The sequence below is a fragment of the Mycobacterium sp. MUNTM1 genome, assembly GCF_054660795.1.
The window spans coordinates 1-17091 of the sequence record NZ_BAAGDE010000085.1; the positions used below are offsets into that span (position 1 = coordinate 1).

Sequence of the window (17091 nt, forward strand, 5' to 3'; positions counted from 1 at the left end):
ACAATCAACGACGCCACTCAGCACTCGGAGGCCACCCTCCGATCAGCCGACTGTCAACAACGTCTTAGCCGAGTACATCTAGGCCCGGGGCGCGAATCCGCGGCATCGACTGTGAAGCCAGGGCGTTGAGGGTGAATTCCTGGCGTTGATTTTCGGGGTGTCGCCGCCCTCGACTCACACCCGACGCCGTGGACTCACACTCGACGCGCCGCGGCGTCGGCCTAGGCCAGGACCGCGGCGATCTCGGCGGCCGCCTCGTCGCCGTAGGCGCCGGCCAACCGGGTCTTGGCGACCGCGGGGTCCCACGTCCACTCCTGGGTGCCCGTGGACTCGAGCACCAGCACGGCGACCAGCGAGCCCAGCTGCGCCGACCGCTCGAGGCTCAGCCCGGCGGTGCGGCCGGTGAGGAAGCCCGCCCGGAACGCGTCGCCGACGCCGGTGGGGTCGGTCTGGCTGGTCTCCGGCACCACGCCGACGTGGGTGGTGGTCCCGTCGCGCTCGACGATGTCGACGCCCTTGGCGCCCAGTGTGGTCACCCGCAGGTCGACCTTCTTCTGCACGTCGGCCTCGGACCAGCCGGTCTTGGAGAGCAGCAGCTCCCACTCGTAGTCGTTGGTGAACAGGTAGGCCGCGCCGTCGACGAGCTTGTCGATCTCCTCGCCGGAGAGGCGGGGCAGCTGCTGGGACGGGTCGGCGGCGAATGGCAGGCCGAGCTTGCGGCACTCCTCGGTGTGCACCACCATCGCGTCCGGGTCGTTGGCCCCGATGATCACCAGGTCCGGCTTGCCCGCCGACGCGACGTCGGCGAGCTTGATGTTGCGGGCCTCCGACATGGCGCCGGGGTAGAAGGACGCGATCTGGGCCATGTCCTCGTCGGTGGTGCAGACGAATCGCGCGGTTTTCGCGGTTTGCGAGATCAGCACGTGATCGCAGTTGACGCCGTGCGACTGCAGCCACTCGCGGTACTCGCCGAAGTCATCGCCGGCCGCCCCGACCAGCGCCACGTCGCCGCCCAGCACGCCGATGGCGAAGGCGATGTTGCCCGCCACGCCGCCGCGGTGAATCACCAGGTCGTCAACCAGAAAACTCAGCGACACCTTCTGCAGGTGCTCGGCCAGCAGGTGCTCGGAAAACCGGCCGGGGAACCGCATCAGATTGTCGGTCGCAATCGAACCTGTCACCGCGATCGTCACGAAAACTCCATCCTTCGTTAGTAAGGTTATCTAGCTTACTCACCGGCCTCGACCGTCGCCGTGCGCACTCCTGGGCGCGAGGCCGTGCGCTAGCCTCCCTAGGGAACTCACTCAAGTCGCCGGGATCACATTGCTCGGGCCGCAACCCGCTTGCAGTCCCGTCTACCACCGTAGGAGAACCACGATGGCAGGTCCGCACTCGCCGAACCACACCGTCGGCGGCGAAGGACCAACACCCCCAAGCGAATCCCAGCCACTCGAGTTCCCCGAGGATGACCCCAACACCGGTGAACCGGGCTTCGCCCCAGCTCCGCACGCAGGACCTGCTCCCGCCAATTATGCCGGGCAGCCGGGGCAGCCCCCCGCGCCGGTCCCGTACCCGCCGCGACGGTCCAAGCGGGGGCTGATCGTCGGCGTCGTGCTGGCCATCGCGCTCGTCGCGGTCCTGACGGTGGCGATCGTCTACGGGGTCCGCACCAACGGCGCCAACACCGGCGCCACGTTCTCCGAGGGCGCGGCGAAGACGGCCATCCAGGGCTACCTGGACGCGCTCGAGCACCGCGACATCGACGAGATCGCCCGCAACGCGCTGTGCGGGCTCTACGACGGCGTCCAGGACAAACGATCCGACCAGGCCCTGGCCAAGCTCAGCAGCGACGCGTTCCGCAAGCAGTTCTCCGAGGTGGAGCTGACCTCGATAGACAAGATCGTCTACCTGTCCCAGTACCAGGCTCAGGCGTTGTTCACCATGCGGGTGTCCCCGGTGAGCGGCGGCCCGATGCACGGCCAGGTGCAGGGCATCGCGCAGCTGCTGTTCCAGCGCGGCCAGATCATGGTCTGCTCGTACGTGCTGCGCACCGGCGGCTCGTACTGAACGCACACCGTCAACCGGGCAGCACGGCCCGGCTGACGGATTGGCGAAATCTAACCGATCAGTTGAACGAGTCGCCGCAGGCGCACGAGCCGGTGGCGTTGGGGTTGTCGATGGTGAAGCCCTGCTTCTCGATGGTGTCCACGAAATCGATGGACGCGCCTTCGACGTAGGGCGCGCTCATCCGGTCCACCGTCAGCTTCACACCGCCGAACTCCGCGGTCAGGTCGCCGTCCAGCGCCCGGTCGTCGAAGAAGAGGTTGTAGCGCAGGCCGGCGCAGCCGCCGGGCTGCACCGCGATGCGCAGCGCCAGGTCGTCGCGGCCCTCCTGGTCCAGCAGGGACTTTGCCTTGGTGGCGGCGGCCTCGGTCAGGATCACGCCGTGGGTCGTCGTGGCGTTCGACTCGTTCTGCACCGTCATTGCTTCTCCTACATGCCTCATCGTTGGGTGGGGTCGATCAAGCCCGAAATCGCCGGCTTGCGCCGGGCGATCCGGACCGCCCGAAAGTCCACTCCATCAACGGTACCTTGCAGGACCGCTATTCCCGAGTCGCGCCGCAACTACGGATGCCAGCCCCATGAGCTGGTTGGCCGCGTCGGCCTGGGCCAGCCGCACCGATCCGGCGTGCTCGGCGATGGATAACGCCGCCATGATGCCCGACGAGCGCACCGTCGCGTTGTCCAAGTCGACCTGTCCGGCCAGCACGACCACCGGAATCCCCCGCGGCCGGGCCGCGTCGGCGAGAAAGCCCACCACCTTGCCGTGCAGGGACTGCTCGTCGAACCGGCCCTCACCGGTGACGATCATGTCCGCCGTGTCCAGGTCGTCGGACAGCCGGGTGTGCTCGGCGATGATGGCCGCCCCGGACTCGCAGCGGCCGCCGAGCGCCAGCAAGCCGGCGCCGATGCCGCCGGCGGCCGCCGCGCCCGGCTCCGCGCTCACGTCGCGTCCGGCCACCGCCTCCAGGATCAGCGCCCACGCCTGCAGGCGAACCTCCAGCGCCGCGACGGTGGCCGTGTCGGCGCCCTTCTGCGGCCCGAACACCCGGGCCGCCCCCCACGGGCCGAGCAACGGGTATTCGGTGTCGGAGGCGGCGATCAACTCCACGTTGCCCAGTTGCCGGCGGGCGGTGTCCAGGCCGCCCAGTTCGGCGATCATGCCCTGCCCGCCGTCGGTGCAGGCGCTGCCGCCCAGGCCGACCACGATGCGCGTCGCCCCGACCCGCAGCGCCTCGGCGATGAGCTGCCCCACGCCTTTGCTGTGCGCCGCCATGGCGGTCTCCGGGGTGGGCGGTCCGCCGACCAGCGCCAGGCCGCACGCCTGCGCGCACTCCAGGTAGGCGGTGGCCGAGCCGCGGTCGAACACCCAATCGGCTTCGACCAGGGCTTTCAGCGGCCCGGACACCCGTAGGCGCCGCGTCTCCCCCAGCCGGCTGGCGAGTACCTCGACGAAGCCGGGGCCGCCGTCGGATTGGGGCGCGACGATGAACCGATCGCCGGGGCGGGACCGGGTCCAGCCGGTCGCGATGGCGGCGGAGGCCTCGAGGGCCGACATGCTGTCGGCGTAGCAGTCCGGGGCCACCAGGACCTGCATGGCGGGCAATTGAAGGCGGCCAGGGGCCAGGCCGGGACCATCATCATCCGAGGCCATCGACCCGTCGTCCATCAAAGGCTGCCGTTCATCACGTGTAAGAGTAGGGCCAAGTGCGGTACCAACGCAGGTCTAATAGCAAGGCATTCCAGGCGAATTCCGACGCGCGTCGCCCGCGAAGTAACCTGGCCACTGTGAAGCTGTTGGGCCGTAAGAAGGGCCAGGACACCGACCTCGACGAGAACGCCGCCACCCCGGGCGGCGCCGGCGTTGCTGGCGCCTCGGGCGACGCGGCCCGCGAGCCGCAGCGCACGGGACCCAAGGGCCGCCCCACGCCCAAGCGCAACGAGGCCCGCCGCAACGCCAGGAAGGGGCCGGTCGCGCCCGCACCGATGACCGCCTCCGAGGCGCGGGCTCGGCGCAAGTCGCTGGCGGGCCCCAAGCTCAGCCGCGAGGAGCGCCGGGCGAACAAGGCCGCCAGCCGGGCCGGCATGTCGGAACGCCGGCAAAAGATGATGGCCGGCGAAGAGGGCTACCTGTTGCCGCGCGACCAGGGCCCCATCCGCCGCTACGTTCGCGACGTGGTGGACTCCCGGCGCAATCTGCTGGGCCTGTTCATGCCGTCGACCCTGTTCTTGATGTTCGCCATGTTCGGCGTCCCGCAGCTGCAGCTGTGGGTGTCGCCGGCCATGCTGGTGCTGATGGCCGTGATGAGCGTCGACGGCCTGATCCTGGGCCGCAAGGTCAGCAGACTGGTCGACGCGAAGTTCCCGAGCAACACCGAAAGCCGTTGGAAGCTGGGCCTTTACGCCGCCGGACGGGCGTCTCAGATGCGCCGGTTGCGCGCGCCGCGGCCCCAGGTCAAGCACGGCGCCAGTGTCGGTTAGAGCTCGCCAGAAAGCGGGCTGAGACCGGTGCGCACCCTGGTGCTCGGCGGGATCAGGTCAGGCAAATCGCAGTGGGCGGAGGAAGCCATCGCCGACGGGTTGCCGGCCGGGCAGGCGGTGCACTACCTGGCGCCCGGGCCGGCCGGCCACGACGACGCGGCCTGGGCGCACCGGATCGCCCAGCATCGCAGCCGCCGGCCGCAGCACTGGTCCACGATCGAAACCGACGACATCGCAACGCAATTGCGTCAGTCTCCGGGCACCCCCACGCTGGTCGACGACCTGGGCACCTGGCTGACCGGCGTACTGGACCGCACCAATGCCTGGGATGGCGGGGCGGTCGCGGCTCCCGTCGATGACGTGCTGGCCGCGGTCGGCGGCTTCACTTCCCCGCTGGTGCTGGTCAGCCCGGAGGTCGGGTTGACCGTCGTGCCCGCGACCGCCGCCGGACGCCGGTTCGCCGACGAGCTGGGCAGCCTCAACCAGCGCCTCGCCCGGTTGTGCGACCGGGTGGTGTTGGTGGTGGCGGGACAGCCGGTGCCGATCAAACCGGCGGGGGCCTGATGGAATTCGCCACCGTTGCGCCGCCCGATGCCGACGTCGCCGCCGCCGCCCGCGCCCGCCAGGACACCCTGACCAAACCCCGCGGCGCGCTGGGCCGCCTCGAGGATTTGTCGGTGTGGGTCGCGTCGTGCCAAGGCCAATGCCCGCCAACACAATTCGAGCGCGCGAGGGTGGTGGTGTTCGCCGGTGACCACGGCGTCGCCCGCTCGGGGGTGTCGGCCTATCCGCCGGAGGTGACGGCGCAGATGGTCGCCAACTTCGATGCCGGCGGAGCCGCGATCAACGCCCTGGCCGACATCGCCGGCGCGACTGTGCGGGTCGCGGACCTCGCGGTCGACGCGGACCCGCTGACCGAACGGATCGGCGCGCACAAGGTGCGGCGCGCCAGCGGCGACATCCGCGTCGAGGACGCGTTGAGCGACGACGAGACCGCGCGGGCACTCGCCGCCGGCGCCGCCATCGCCGACGAGGAGGTCGACGCCGGCGCCGACCTGCTGATCGCTGGCGACATGGGGATCGGAAACACCACGGCCGCAACGGTATTGGTGGCTGCCCTGACCAACGCCGAGCCGGTCGTGGCGGTGGGCTTCGGAACCGGGATCGACGACGCCGGGTGGGCCCGCAAGACGGCCGCGGTGCGCGACGCCCTGTTTCGCGCGCGCCAGGTGCTGCCCGACCCGGTCGCGCTGCTGCGCCGCGCCGGCGGCGCGGACCTGGCCGCGATGGCCGGCTTCTGCGCCCAGGCCGCGGTGCGGCGCACGCCGCTGCTGCTCGACGGCATGGCGGTGACCGCGGCCGCGCTGGTCGCCGAGCACCTGGCGCCCGGCGCGCGGCTGTGGTGGCAGGCCGGTCACCGGTCCACCGAGCCCGCCCAGGGGTTGGCGCTGACGGCGCTGGACCTGGAGCCGATCCTCGACCTGAGGATGCGGCTGGGCGAGGGCACCGGCGCCGCGCTCGCGCTGCCGGTGCTGCGCGCCGCGGTGGCCGCCCTGTCGTCGATGGCGACCTTCACCCAGGCCGGTGTGTCCGACCGCGCCGACGGTGCCAATCAGGCCGCTCCCCCGTCGTGATCCGTTCGCTGGCAACGGCTTTCACCTTCGGGACGGTGCTGCCCGTCCCGGCCGGCGCCCCGATGGGCCGCGGCGGGTTGACCGCGCTGCCGGTGGTGGGCGCCGCGCTGGGGGCGCTGGCCGCGGCCGTGACCTGGGGTGGCGCGTGGGTCTTCGGCCCGGCCAGCCCGCTGCCCGGCCTGCTCGCGGTCGCGGTGCTGCTGCTTGCGACCCGCGGCCTGCATATCGACGGCGTCGCCGACACCGCCGACGGCCTGGGCTGCTACGGGCCGCCGCAGCGGGCGCTGGCGGTGATGCGGGCGGGGTCGGCGGGGCCGTTCGGCGTGGCCGCCGTGGTGGTGGTGATCATGCTGCAGGCACTGGCGTTTTCGGCGCTGGGCGCGACCGGCCGGGCCGTTCCCGGGGCGGTCGCGGTGGCCGTGGCGGTCTTCGCGGGCCGGGTGACCGCGGTGCTGGCCGGCCACCGGTCGGTGCCGGCCGCCGAGGGCAGCGCCCTGGGCGTCCGGGTCGCCGGCAGCCAGCCGGCGCCGGTGGTGGCGGTGTGGGTCGCGGTGCTGGTGGCTGCCTCGCTGCCGGCCGGGCCGCGGCCGTGGCAGGGACCGGTGGCCGTGCTGCTGGGCCTGGGCGGCGGGGCGATCCTGGTGCGGCATTGCGTGCGCCGGTTCGGCGGCATCACCGGCGACGTGCTGGGCGCCGCGATCGAGCTGACCACGACGGTGGCCGCGGTGCTGCTCGCGGCTGCGGTGCGGTTCTAGCGACGGGCACCCTAGCCCAGTTTCGCCATCCAGCCGTGGGTGTCGGCGAAGGTGCCGCGCTGGATCCCGGTCAGCGTGTCCCGCAACGCCATCGTCACCTCGCCGGGCTGGCCGTCGGCGACGGTGAATTCGGTGTCGCCGTATTTCACGTGCGAGACGGGCGTGATGACCGCGGCGGTGCCGCAGGCGAACACCTCGGTGATCTCCCCGGCGGCGGCCTTCTTCTGCCACTCGTCGATATCGATCTTGCGTTCCTCGACCGAGAATCCAGCGTCAATGGCCAACTGCAGCAAGGAGTTCCGTGTGATGCCGGGCAACAGCGAGCCAGACAGTTCCGGCGTGACCAACCGCGCCGATCCGCCGCTGCCGAACACGAAGAAGATGTTCATCCCGCCCATCTCTTCGACGAAGCGCCGCTCGACTGCGTCCAGCCACACCACCTGGTCGCAGTCGTTGGCCGCGGCCTCGGCCTGCGCCGACAGCGAGGCCGCGTAGTTGCCGCCGAACTTGGCCGCGCCGGTGCCGCCGGGGCTGGCCCGCACGTACTCCGTCGACACCCAGACGGTGACCGGGCTGATGCCGCCCTTGAAGTAGGCGCCGGCCGGTGAGGCGATCACCAGGTAGCGGTACCGCTTGGACGGCCGCACACCCAGGCCGGGCTCGGTGGCGATGACGAACGGGCGCAGGTACAGCGCCTCCTCGCCGCCGGCCGCCGGAACCCAGGCGTTGTCGACGGCGATCAGTTGGCGCAGCGACTCCATGAACAGCTCTTCGGGCAACTCCGGGATGGCGAGCCGCCGCGCCGAGGACCGCAGCCGGGCGGCGTTGGCCTCGGCGCGAAACGACACGATCGAGCCGTCGGCCCAACGGTAGGCCTTGAGCCCCTCGAAGATCTCCTGCGCATAGTGCAGCACGATCGCCGACGGGTCCAGCTCGATCGGGCCGTACGGGATGACGCGCGCGTCGTGCCAGCCTTCGCCGGCCTCGTCGTAGTCGATCGACACCATGTGATCGGTGAAGTACTTGCCGAAACCCGGCTCGGCCAGGATGGTTTCGCGTTCAGCGTCGGTTGCCGGACTTGCCGAGCGCGAAACCGTGAACTCGAGGGAGCCACTGGTCATTGGCCGATTGTATATCCGCCTACCGAATCGGATTTCGCCCGCGTAAGCGGCGCGGCTAGCGGGTTTTCACCGCGACGAACGGCGGGCGCACCACTTCGCATGCCGCGGGACGGCCGCGGACGTCGACGGTGATCTCCTGACCGTCCTCGACTCCGGCATCGGCGTCGATGAGCGCCAGCGCGATCCCGGCCTGCAGCGTCGGGGAGAACGTGCCCGAGGTGGTGACCCCCACCGGCGTATCGCCGGCGAGCACCGTCAGCCCGGCGCGCAGCACTCCGCGGCCCACCATCCGCAGCCCGCGCAGCAGCCGCGCCGGGCCGGTCTCCTTCTCGGCCAGCAGCGCGGCGCGGCCGAAGAACGCGTCCTTCTTCCAGCCGATCGCCCAGCCGCAGCGGGCCTGCAGCGGGGAGATGTCGAGCGCCAGTTCGTGGCCGTGCAGCGGATACCCCATCTCGGTGCGCAGGGTGTCCCGCGCGCCCAGCCCGGCCGGCTCGCCGCCGGCCGCGCTGACCGCCTCGGCCAGGGCGTCGAACACCACGCCGGCGGAGTCCCACGGCGGCAGCAGCTCGTAGCCGTGCTCGCCGGTGTAACCGGTGCGGCAGACCCGCACCGGCACGCCGGAGAACGAGGTGTCGGCGTACGCCATGTAGTCCATGTCGGTGGGCAGGCCCAGCTGGCCGAGCACGTCGGCCGACCGCGGTCCCTGCACGGCAAGCACGGCGAACGAGCGGTGCTGGTCGGTGATGGTCAGCCAGGCCGGGGCGGCGGCCTGCAGCGCCTCGACCACGGCGGCGGTGTTGGCAGCGTTGGGCACCAAGAAGATCTCGTCGTCGTCGACGTAGTAGGCGATCAGGTCGTCGATGACGCCACCGGATTCGTTGCAGCACAACGTGTATTGCGCCTTGCCGGGCCCGATCCGGTTCAAGTCGTTGGTGAGCGCGGAGTTGACAAACTGCGCCGCCCCCGGCCCGCGGACCAACGCCTTGCCCAGGTGGCTGACGTCGAAGAGGCCGACCGCGTTGCGCGTCGCGTTGTGCTCGCTGACGGTGCCGGCATACGACACCGGCATCAGCCAGCCGCCGAACTCGGCGAAATTGGCGCCCAAGCTCCGGTGACGGTCTTCCAGTGGGCCCTTCAGCAGTTCCGGCGCATCGCTCACGACGCCCCACCCTAATCCGCTGCGAGGCTGGCACACTTGGACAGGTGTCCGAGTCGTACGACTTCGAGCAGCTCGAGGCCGCCGGGATCGCCAACCCGCGGGAACGGGCCGACCTGATCAAGTACCTGGACGACCTCGGCTTCACGGTCGACGACATGGTCGAAGCCGAGCGGCGCGGCCGGCTGTTCGGGCTTGCCGGTGATGTCCTGGCCTGGTCGGGTCGCCCGATCTATACCGTCCAAGCCGCGGCCGCCGAACTCGGCATATCGGCCGAAGAAGTGGCGAACGCGTGGGCGTTGCTCGGCCTGACCATCGCCGGGCCCGACGTTCCCGTGCTGAGCCAGGCCGACGTCGACGCCCTGTCCACCTGGGTGGCGCTCAAGGTGGTGGTGGGTGAGGCCGGCGCGCACGGCATGCTGCGGGTCCTCGGCGCCGCGATGGCCCGGCTCGCTGAGGCCGAGTCGACGGCGATCCGTGCCGGGACGCCGGACATCCAGATGGACCACACGCACGACGAGCTCGCCACGGCGCAGGCGTACCGCGCGGTCGCGGAGTTCGTCCCCCGGATCGGTCCCTTGATCGACGTCGTGCACCGTCACCACCTGACCGGCGCCCGAACCCACTTCGAGGGCGTCCTCCGCGACACCTCGGCAAGCGTGGTGTGCGGGATCGGTTTCGCCGATCTGTCCGGCTTCACCGTGCTCACCAACGCGCTCACCCCCGCGCAGTTGTCGCACCTGCTCAACGAGTTCGCGGGAACCGTCTCGGACGTGGTCCTGCGCGATGGCGGCCGGGTGGTGAAGTTCATCGGCGACGAGGTGATGTGGGTGAGCGCGTCGCCCGAGCAACTCGTCAGGGCGGCGGCCGATCTCGTCGATCACCCGCGGGCGCGCGAGGAGGGCCTGCAGGTCCGCGCCGGCCTCGCCTACGGCACGGTGCTGGCGATCAACGGCGACTACTTCGGCAACCCGGTCAACCTGGCCGCGCGGCTGGTGGCGGCCGCGGAGCCGGGACAGATACTCGCCGCGGCGGGGTTGCGCGAGGAATTGCCGAACTGGCCCGCCGTCGCCCGTGGCCCGTTGACGCTCAAGGGGTTTGACGACCCGGTGCGGGCTTTCGAGATGAGCGCAGGGACGCCACCGGGCTGAGGCCGATCCGCGGTGACTAGGGTGGTTATGCGTGAGTACCGAACCCGGATACCAGGCCCCTTCCGTCACCGTCGCCTCCTCGCTACCACGGCGCGCCGCCGCCTCCACCGTGCTGATCGTGCCCGTCGTCTCGACCGGCGAGGACGACAAGCCGGGCGCGGCCGTCGCGGCGGCCGAGCCGTTCCTGGCGGCGGACGCGGTCGCCGAGATCGACTCCGGTCTGCGGGCGCTGGAAGCCACCGGTGGCGCCGAGCAGGTGCATCGGTTGGTGGTGCCGTCGCTGCCGGTGTCCAGCGTGCTGACCGTCGGCCTGGGCAAACCGCGATCCGACTGGCCGGCCGACACCATCCGTCGCGCCGCCGGGGTGGCCGCCCGATCGCTCGGCAAGACCGAATCGGTGATCACCACGCTGGCCGAACTGCCCGGTGCGGGGGTCGCCTCGGCCGTCGTCGAGGGCCTGATCCTGGGCAGCTACCGGTTCACCGAATTCCGCAGCGACAAGACGGCGCCCAAAGACCAAGGGCTGCGCAAGATCACCGTGCTCGCCACCGCGAAGGACGCCAAGAACGACGCCGCGCACGGTGCCGCGGTGGCGACCGCCGTCGCCACCGCGCGCGACTTCGTCAACACCCCGCCCAGCCACCTGTTTCCCGCCGAATTCGCCAATCGCGCAAGGGCTTTGGGCGAATCCGTCGGCCTCGAGGTGGAGGTGCTGGACGACAAGGCCCTGCGCAACGGCGGCTACGGCGGCATCATCGGCGTCGGGCAGGGCTCGTCGCGTCCGCCGCGGCTGGTCCGCCTGACCCACCGCGGTTCCAAGCTGGCCAAGAAATCCAAGCAGGCCAAGCGAGTCGCGCTGGTCGGCAAGGGGGTCACGTTCGACACCGGCGGCATCTCGATCAAGCCGGCCGCGGGCATGCACCACATGACCTCGGACATGGGCGGGGCGGCCGCGGTGATCGCCACCGTCGCGCTGGCCGCGCAGCGCAAACTGCCGATCGACGTGATCGCCACCGTGCCGATGGCCGAGAACATGCCGTCGGCCACCGCGCAGCGCCCGGGCGACGTGCTGACGCAGTACGGCGGCATCACGGTCGAGGTGCAGAACACCGACGCGGAGGGCCGGCTGATCCTGGCCGACGCCATCGTGCGGGCGTGCGAGGACAACCCCGACTACCTGATCGAGACGTCCACGCTGACCGGCGCGCAGACGGTGGCGCTGGGCGCCCGGATTCCCGGGGTGATGGGCAGCGACGAATTCCGCGACCGCGTCGCGTCGATCTCGCAGCAGGTCGGCGAGAACGGCTGGCCGATGCCGCTGCCCGACGAGCTCAAGGAAGACCTGAAGTCCACGGTGGCCGACCTGTCCAACATCAGCGGACAGCGCTTCGCCGGCATGCTGGTCGCGGGGGTCTTCCTGCGGGAGTTCGTCGCCGATGGCGTCAGCTGGGCGCACATCGACGTGGCCGGCCCGGCTTACAACACCGGCAGCCCGTGGGGCTATTCACCCAAGGGCTCCACCGGCGTCCCGACCCGGACCATGTTCGCGGTTTTGGAGGACATCGCCGACAAGGGCTAGTACAGGGCTAACCGGTCAGCCGTTTGAGCACCGCCCGGCCCAGCGTGCGACGCGGCCAGCCGGACGGCCCGTCGGCGGCCAGCGCGGCGTTGGCCGCGTTGCGCCCGCACGCGCCGTGCACCGAGCCGCCCGGCGTCGCCGACGCGCTGCCCAAATAGAGCCGCTCGACCGGTGTTTCGGCCCGGCCCATGCCGGGCGCGGGGCGAAACACCAACATCTGGTGCAGCTGCGCGGTTCCGCCGTTGAGCGCCCCGAGATGCAGGTTGGCGTCGTCGGCCTCCAGGTCCGACGGCCGTTGCACGAAGCGGCCGATCACCGCCGAGCCGAAGCCCGGTGCGTGCTCTTCGATGACCCGGTCCACCGCCGCCGCCAACCGGTCCGCGGACGCATCGTCGGACACATTGCGCGGCAAATGCGTGTAGGCCCAGACGCTTTCGGTGCCGGCCGGCGATCTACTCGGGTCCGCCGTGGTGGTCTGGCCCAACAACATGAACGGATGTTCGGGTACCACCCCGGTGTTCAGGTCGGCCATCCAGCGGGTCAGTCCAGCGCCGTCGGCCCCCAGGTGCACGGTGCCCACCGGCCGCAGATTTTTCGCCCGCCACGGAATCCGTTCCGCCAGCGCATAATTGACCTTCACCACCGGCGGGTCCCACTCGTAATGCTGGAGGTCGCGACGCAGCGCTTCGGGCACCGCGTCGGCGGGCAGCAAGTCGCAGAACAGGCGGGGCGCTGTCACGTCGGCCACCACCGCGCGCCGGACCGTCACCGATTGCCCCTCGGCGGTGCTGACCCCGACCGCCCGGCCGTCCCGCACGTGGATGCGAGTTACGTTCTGATTGCATTCGATTCGCGCTCCGGCCGAGCGGGCGCGTTTCACCAGCGCGGCGGTGAGCTGGCCCGATCCGCCGACCGGCACCGGCCAGCCGCCGTCCTGGGCCAGCATCGTCATCAGGAAACCCATGGCGCCGCTGATCGGTGCATCCGGGGGGACATCGGCGTGCATCGCATTGCCCAACAACAACACTCGGGGCGCCTCGCCCTCGAACAGTTGACTCGCCATCGCATTGGCCGGCTGCACCAGCAGGCGCGCGACCCGGATCGCTTCCGGCGTGCCGAGCCTGCGCAGCAGGGCGAGCAGGGGGCGCACCGGCGGAAAGGGCGCCAGCATGGCGTCGAGCAGTGGCGCTTTGATCGTGTTCCACAGCTCGACCAGCCGCCACCAGTTCTCGCCGTCGGCGGGCGTTCGCCGCGCGAATTCCGCTGCCGTCTGGGCGGGATCGTGATAGACGATCGGCGGGTCGTCGTCGGCGCCGCTGCGCGGGTGCCCGACCACCGTCGGCGCATGCGACCACCGCAGGCCGTGATCCTCCAACCGCAGCGCCGTCATCGCCGGGGACGCCACCGTCATCGGGTAGTAGGAGCTGAACAGGTCGGTGATGTAGCCCGGTGTCAGCTCGGCGCTGCGCACCGCCCCGCCCGGTTCGGGCTGGGCTTCCAGCACCAACACGTCCCAGCCCGCGTCGGCCAGCATCGACGCCGCCACCAGGCCGTGGTGTCCCGCCCCGATCACGACGGCGTCGGCGGAGTCGCGCACGGTCACTTCACCTGGCTCGGCTCCAAGCGCTCCGACAACGCCGCCAGCCGCCACAGGCACTCCTTGTTGCGCGGGTAGGCCGCCGCCAGCGCAAGGGAATCCGGAACGGCCGCCATCGGGCCTTCGGCGGGCACCTCGATCATCTCGATCCGGCAGCCGTCCGGAATCTCGTGCAGCAGCATGGTGATTCGCGCGGCACCCAGCGGACCCAGCCGGGCAAGCAGCACCAGCTTGTGCGGCGGTTCGCTCTGCTCCACGGTGGTCGCGTCGTTGATCACCAACGGCCAGATCCCGATCGAGTGCCTGATCGAGGAACCCGGCTTCGGCCAGTTCGGGTCGACGGCCCGCATCCGGCTGTTGCCCACCACCCACTGGGTGTAGGTCCAGCCCTGGGCGAGCACCTCCCAGACCCGCTCACATGACTCGGGCACCTCACGCGTTGCAGTGATCACCTCAGCACGCCCTCCCTGTCCTCGGTTATCGCGGCGGATACCCGGCAATCGGGCGGTTATGCGGCCCGCGCCTCGGGTTTACCGGGGGTGCACCGCGGTTAATCTCCCTAGCGGTCCGAACGCCCGACGACGAAAGGCGAAACCATGACGATGCGACGGTTGATCATCGGTGTGGGCGCCGTGCTGTTATTGGCCGGAGTCATCGGACTGCTGGCGCCGGTGTCGGTTTCCGACAGCAACGGCCATTCGGTCGGATGCGGGAACGCCGTGGCGACGGACCTTTCCGAGGCCCGAAGCGCCAACAACAGCAATGGGTCCAACATCCCCATACTGAACCAGATCATCCCGCACACCGACTATGTCGCGCAGTGCCAGTCGTCGGTGGGTGGCCGGCGCGCGTGGGCGATACCGCTGGCGGTGCTCGGCGTCGTCGCGATCGGCGCGACGTTGCTGACCGGACGCCGTGGAGCGGCGACGGGCGCTTAGCCCGGTTCAGATCACCCGGATGCGCGCGGCGTTGCGCAGCCCCTGCGGCGCGACCCGCGAAAGCCCGTACAGCGCATAGGCTTCCGGCGCCACCGGGCGGATCGGCTTCTTCTTTTTGACCGACGACAGGATCGCGTTGGCGACCTTGTCGGGGCCGTAACGCCGCAGCGCGAACATCTTGCCCAGCTGCCCGCGGCGGCCGTCGACGTCGTCGGACTGCTTACCCGCGGGCGCGTCGAACCTTGTGGTGTTGATGATGTTCGTGTCGATGACGCCGGGGCAGATCGTGGTGAGCCCCACCCCCGCGGCGTCGAGTTCGGCGCGCAGGCAGTCGGAGAACATGTAGGTCGCCGCCTTGGACGTGCAGTACGCGCTCAGCGACTGCAGCGGCGCGTAGGCCGCCATCGAGGACACGTTGACGATGTAGCCGCCGGTTCCGCGCTCCACCATCCGCCGCGCGAACGCGCGGCATCCGTTGACCACGCCGCCCAGGTTGACGTCGAGCACCCGGTCGAACTGCTCGGGCGGGGTGTCCAGGAATCCGCCCGCGTGCCCGATGCCGGCGTTGTTGACGACGATGTCCGGCACGCCGTGCTCGGCGCTGACCCGCTCGGCGAACGATTCCACCGCGTGCGCGTCGGACACGTCGAGCACGTAGGGGTGCGCGACGCCGCCCCGGGTGGCGATCTCGGCCGCGGTGGCCTTCACCGCCGCCTCGTCGATGTCGCTGATGACCAGCTCGGCGCCTTCGCGGGCGAAGGCGAACGCGGTCTCGCGACCGATCCCGCTGCCCGCACCGGTGACCGACACCAGGGTGTCACCGAACGACCCGCGGGGACGCCCCACCTGCGCGCGCAGCAGCGCGCGGCTCGGTTGCTTGCCCTCGGCCTGGTCGGCGAACTCGTGCACGGCCGCCGCCATCACCTGCGGGTGCGACATCGGCGAGAAGTGACCGGCCTGGATGTCGCGGCGCCAGAGCCGCGGCACGAAGCGCGGGGTGTGGTCGTAGCCGTAGGGCCGCACGTACTTGTCCTTGGTGTTGACGATGAGCTGCACCGGCACGTCGATGACCGCGACGCCCTGCGTGCGACCGGAGAACGACCGAAAGTAGTTGGCGGGATAGGTTTTCACCGAATGGGCGGCGTCGGAGGCCAGCTTCTCGGAGTGGTGGATCTGCTCGACGGGGAGGTTGTCGACCGCGTTGCGGCGCAGCGCCGGGACCGACATGGTCAGCCGCAGGAACAACGGCGCGAGCACCGGGATAGAGAAGAAAATCATGTAGGTCAGCCGCAGCGCCTGGCTGACCGCTCGGACGAAAGTGCGCGGCTTCCACGGGGCCCGCAGGCCGCTGAAGATGTAGTCGACCAGCTGGTCCTGGGCGGGTCCGGATACCGACGTGAACGTCGCGACCCGGTCGTTGGCGCCGGGACGCTTCAGGTAGTGCCACACCCCCACCGAGCCCCAGTCGTGGGCCAGCACGTGCACGGGCCCGCCCGGGCTCAGCTCGCCGGTCACGGCGGCGAAGTCGTCGGCGAAGCGGTCCATGCTGTACGCCGACACCGGCTTGGGCACCGAGGACAGCCCGACGCCGCGGTTGTCGTAGCGGATGATCCGGAACCGCTCGGCCAGCAGCGGGACGACCCCGTCCCACAGCACGTGCGAGTCGGGGAAGCCGTGCACCAGCACGACGGTGGGGCCGTCAGGGTTGCCCTCTTCGTAGACCGCGATGCGGGTGCCGTCGGCGCTGTCGACGAAATGCTGGGGTACTTGTTGTGTTGGCGGCATCTCCGACCTCCCGCTCTGGCTGCAGTGGCCACACCGTAGCAAGCGTGATCGGCGTCACCCGCCCGACGCGGGGTATCTGCCCTGGATGTGTGCCGACAAGGGCGCAGTGACAGGATAGTTTTGGATTGCTACTTCGCCTTCCGCAAGAGCTGATCGACCCGCCCCGACCCACGAGCGATCGAGGAGTCAACAAAGATGGCCTTCTCCGTCCAGATGCCGGCACTCGGTGAGAGCGTCACCGAGGGGACGGTCACCCGCTGGCTCAAGCAGGAAGGCGACACGGTCGAACTCGACGAACCGCTCGTCGAGGTGTCGACCGACAAGGTGGACACGGAAATCCCGTCGCCGGCCGCCGGTGTGCTGACCAAGATCGTCGCCCAGGAGGACGACACCGTCGAGGTCGGCGGCGAGCTGGCCGTCATCGGCGACGCCTCCGAGGGCGGCGCGGCGGGCGGCGACTCGCAGCCGGCCGCGCCGGCGCCGAGCCAGCCGGAGCCGCAGGCGCAGTCCGCGGCCCCGGCCGAGCCCGAGCCCCAGCCGGAACCGCAACCCCAGGCCCAGCCGGAGCCCACGCCCGCCCAGCAGAGCTCCGACGGCGGCGCCGCGACCCCGGTGTTGATGCCCGAGCTCGGCGAGTCGGTCGCCGAGGGCACCGTGACCCGCTGGCTCAAGAAGGTCGGCGATTCGGTTCAGGTCGACGACGCGCTCGTCGAGGTGTCCACGGACAAGGTCGACACCGAGATCCCGTCTCCGGTGGCCGGTGTGCTGGTCAGCATCACCGCCGAGGAAGACGCCACCGTGCCGGTCGGCGGCGAGCTCGCACGCATCGGCAC

17 protein-coding genes are annotated in these 17091 nt (G+C 70.7%); 9 read left to right on the forward strand and 8 right to left on the reverse strand.

The genetic code is table 11. The features are described from left to right. Positions 1 to 221: 221 nt before the first annotated feature. A complete protein-coding gene (locus ACYQ8K_RS28285; protein WP_459974411.1) occupies positions 222 to 1193 on the reverse strand; it encodes a carbohydrate kinase family protein in 972 nt (323 codons plus the stop codon). Between the two features lie 184 nt (positions 1194 to 1377). On the opposite strand from ACYQ8K_RS28285, the gene ACYQ8K_RS28290 reads away from it, so the two are divergent. Beyond that, on the forward strand, positions 1378 to 2067 hold the full coding sequence (locus ACYQ8K_RS28290; protein ID WP_459974413.1) for an Rv0361 family membrane protein: 690 nt from the start codon (positions 1378 to 1380) through the stop codon (positions 2065 to 2067). A 58-nt stretch (positions 2068 to 2125) separates the two neighbouring features. Here the strand turns inward: ACYQ8K_RS28290 and ACYQ8K_RS28295 are convergent, their stop codons facing one another. Both ACYQ8K_RS28295 and ACYQ8K_RS28300 read right to left on the reverse strand, forming a co-directional pair. Beyond that, positions 2126 to 2485 carry a HesB/IscA family protein gene (locus tag ACYQ8K_RS28295; protein ID WP_007770699.1) on the reverse strand — a complete coding sequence of 120 codons (360 nt, stop codon included), beginning with the start codon at positions 2483 to 2485 and terminating at the stop codon, positions 2126 to 2128. 96 nt (positions 2486 to 2581) lie between these two features. Beyond that, complete coding sequence (locus tag ACYQ8K_RS28300; protein WP_459974416.1) at positions 2582 to 3658, reverse strand: glycerate kinase family protein; 1077 nt, start codon at positions 3656 to 3658, stop codon at positions 2582 to 2584. Between the two features lie 191 nt (positions 3659 to 3849). On the opposite strand from ACYQ8K_RS28300, the gene ACYQ8K_RS28305 reads away from it, so the two are divergent. Genes ACYQ8K_RS28305 through ACYQ8K_RS28320 form a run of 4 tightly spaced genes read left to right on the forward strand, consistent with a single transcriptional unit; the run spans position 3850 to position 6931 of the window. Continuing rightward, positions 3850 to 4542 carry a DUF3043 domain-containing protein gene (locus ACYQ8K_RS28305; RefSeq protein WP_459974418.1) on the forward strand — a complete coding sequence of 231 codons (693 nt, stop codon included), beginning with the start codon at positions 3850 to 3852 and terminating at the stop codon, positions 4540 to 4542. A gap of 27 nt (positions 4543 to 4569) precedes the next feature. Next, positions 4570 to 5106 (forward strand): bifunctional adenosylcobinamide kinase/adenosylcobinamide-phosphate guanylyltransferase, encoded by a 537-nt coding sequence (locus tag ACYQ8K_RS28310; protein WP_459974420.1) that lies wholly within the window; start codon positions 4570 to 4572, stop codon positions 5104 to 5106. Continuing rightward, positions 5103 to 6176: a nicotinate-nucleotide--dimethylbenzimidazole phosphoribosyltransferase gene (gene cobT / locus ACYQ8K_RS28315; RefSeq protein WP_459974442.1), complete on the forward strand. Its 1074-nt coding sequence runs from the start codon at positions 5103 to 5105 to the stop codon at positions 6174 to 6176. Before ACYQ8K_RS28310 ends, cobT begins: the two co-directional genes overlap by 4 nt. Further along, entirely contained in the window at positions 6173 to 6931 is a 759-nt protein-coding gene (locus ACYQ8K_RS28320; protein WP_459974422.1) for an adenosylcobinamide-GDP ribazoletransferase, read from the forward strand. Before cobT ends, ACYQ8K_RS28320 begins: the two co-directional genes overlap by 4 nt. 11 nt (positions 6932 to 6942) lie before the next feature. Here ACYQ8K_RS28320 and ACYQ8K_RS28325 read toward each other — a convergent pair whose 3' ends face one another. Together ACYQ8K_RS28325 and gcvT are read right to left on the reverse strand one after the other, a co-directional pair. Next, positions 6943 to 8052: a branched-chain amino acid aminotransferase gene (locus ACYQ8K_RS28325; RefSeq protein ID WP_459974424.1), complete on the reverse strand. Its 1110-nt coding sequence runs from the start codon at positions 8050 to 8052 to the stop codon at positions 6943 to 6945. 55 nt (positions 8053 to 8107) lie between these two features. Beyond that, positions 8108 to 9211 (reverse strand): glycine cleavage system aminomethyltransferase GcvT, encoded by a 1104-nt coding sequence (gene gcvT, locus ACYQ8K_RS28330; RefSeq protein WP_459974425.1) that lies wholly within the window; start codon positions 9209 to 9211, stop codon positions 8108 to 8110. Between the two features lie 44 nt (positions 9212 to 9255). Between gcvT and ACYQ8K_RS28335 the strand changes: the two genes are divergently transcribed. Further along, positions 9256 to 10359 carry an adenylate/guanylate cyclase domain-containing protein gene (locus ACYQ8K_RS28335; protein WP_459974427.1) on the forward strand — a complete coding sequence of 368 codons (1104 nt, stop codon included), beginning with the start codon at positions 9256 to 9258 and terminating at the stop codon, positions 10357 to 10359. A 31-nt stretch (positions 10360 to 10390) separates the two neighbouring features. Further along, positions 10391 to 11938 carry a leucyl aminopeptidase gene (locus ACYQ8K_RS28340; protein WP_459974429.1) on the forward strand — a complete coding sequence of 516 codons (1548 nt, stop codon included), beginning with the start codon at positions 10391 to 10393 and terminating at the stop codon, positions 11936 to 11938. A 7-nt stretch (positions 11939 to 11945) separates the two neighbouring features. Here ACYQ8K_RS28340 and ACYQ8K_RS28345 read toward each other — a convergent pair whose 3' ends face one another. Together ACYQ8K_RS28345 and ACYQ8K_RS28350 are read right to left on the reverse strand one after the other, a co-directional pair. Further along, entirely contained in the window at positions 11946 to 13541 is a 1596-nt protein-coding gene (locus ACYQ8K_RS28345) for a phytoene desaturase family protein (RefSeq protein WP_459974431.1), read from the reverse strand. Continuing rightward, on the reverse strand, positions 13538 to 13987 hold the full coding sequence (locus ACYQ8K_RS28350) for an SRPBCC family protein (protein WP_459974433.1): 450 nt from the start codon (positions 13985 to 13987) through the stop codon (positions 13538 to 13540). Before ACYQ8K_RS28350 ends, ACYQ8K_RS28345 begins: the two co-directional genes overlap by 4 nt. A gap of 144 nt (positions 13988 to 14131) precedes the next feature. Here ACYQ8K_RS28350 and ACYQ8K_RS28355 point away from each other — a divergent pair, with 144 nt between their 5' ends. Further along, a complete protein-coding gene (locus tag ACYQ8K_RS28355) occupies positions 14132 to 14473 on the forward strand; it encodes an aminopeptidase (protein WP_459974435.1) in 342 nt (113 codons plus the stop codon). Positions 14474 to 14479: 6 nt separating this feature from the next. On the opposite strand, the gene ACYQ8K_RS28360 is transcribed toward ACYQ8K_RS28355, so the two are convergent. After that, entirely contained in the window at positions 14480 to 16258 is a 1779-nt protein-coding gene (locus ACYQ8K_RS28360; protein ID WP_459974438.1) for an SDR family oxidoreductase, read from the reverse strand. A 195-nt stretch (positions 16259 to 16453) separates the two neighbouring features. Between ACYQ8K_RS28360 and ACYQ8K_RS28365 the strand changes: the two genes are divergently transcribed. Then, positions 16454 to 17091, forward strand: a 638-nt coding sequence (locus ACYQ8K_RS28365; RefSeq protein ID WP_459974440.1) for a biotin/lipoyl-containing protein, incomplete at its 3' end; no start/stop codon positions are given.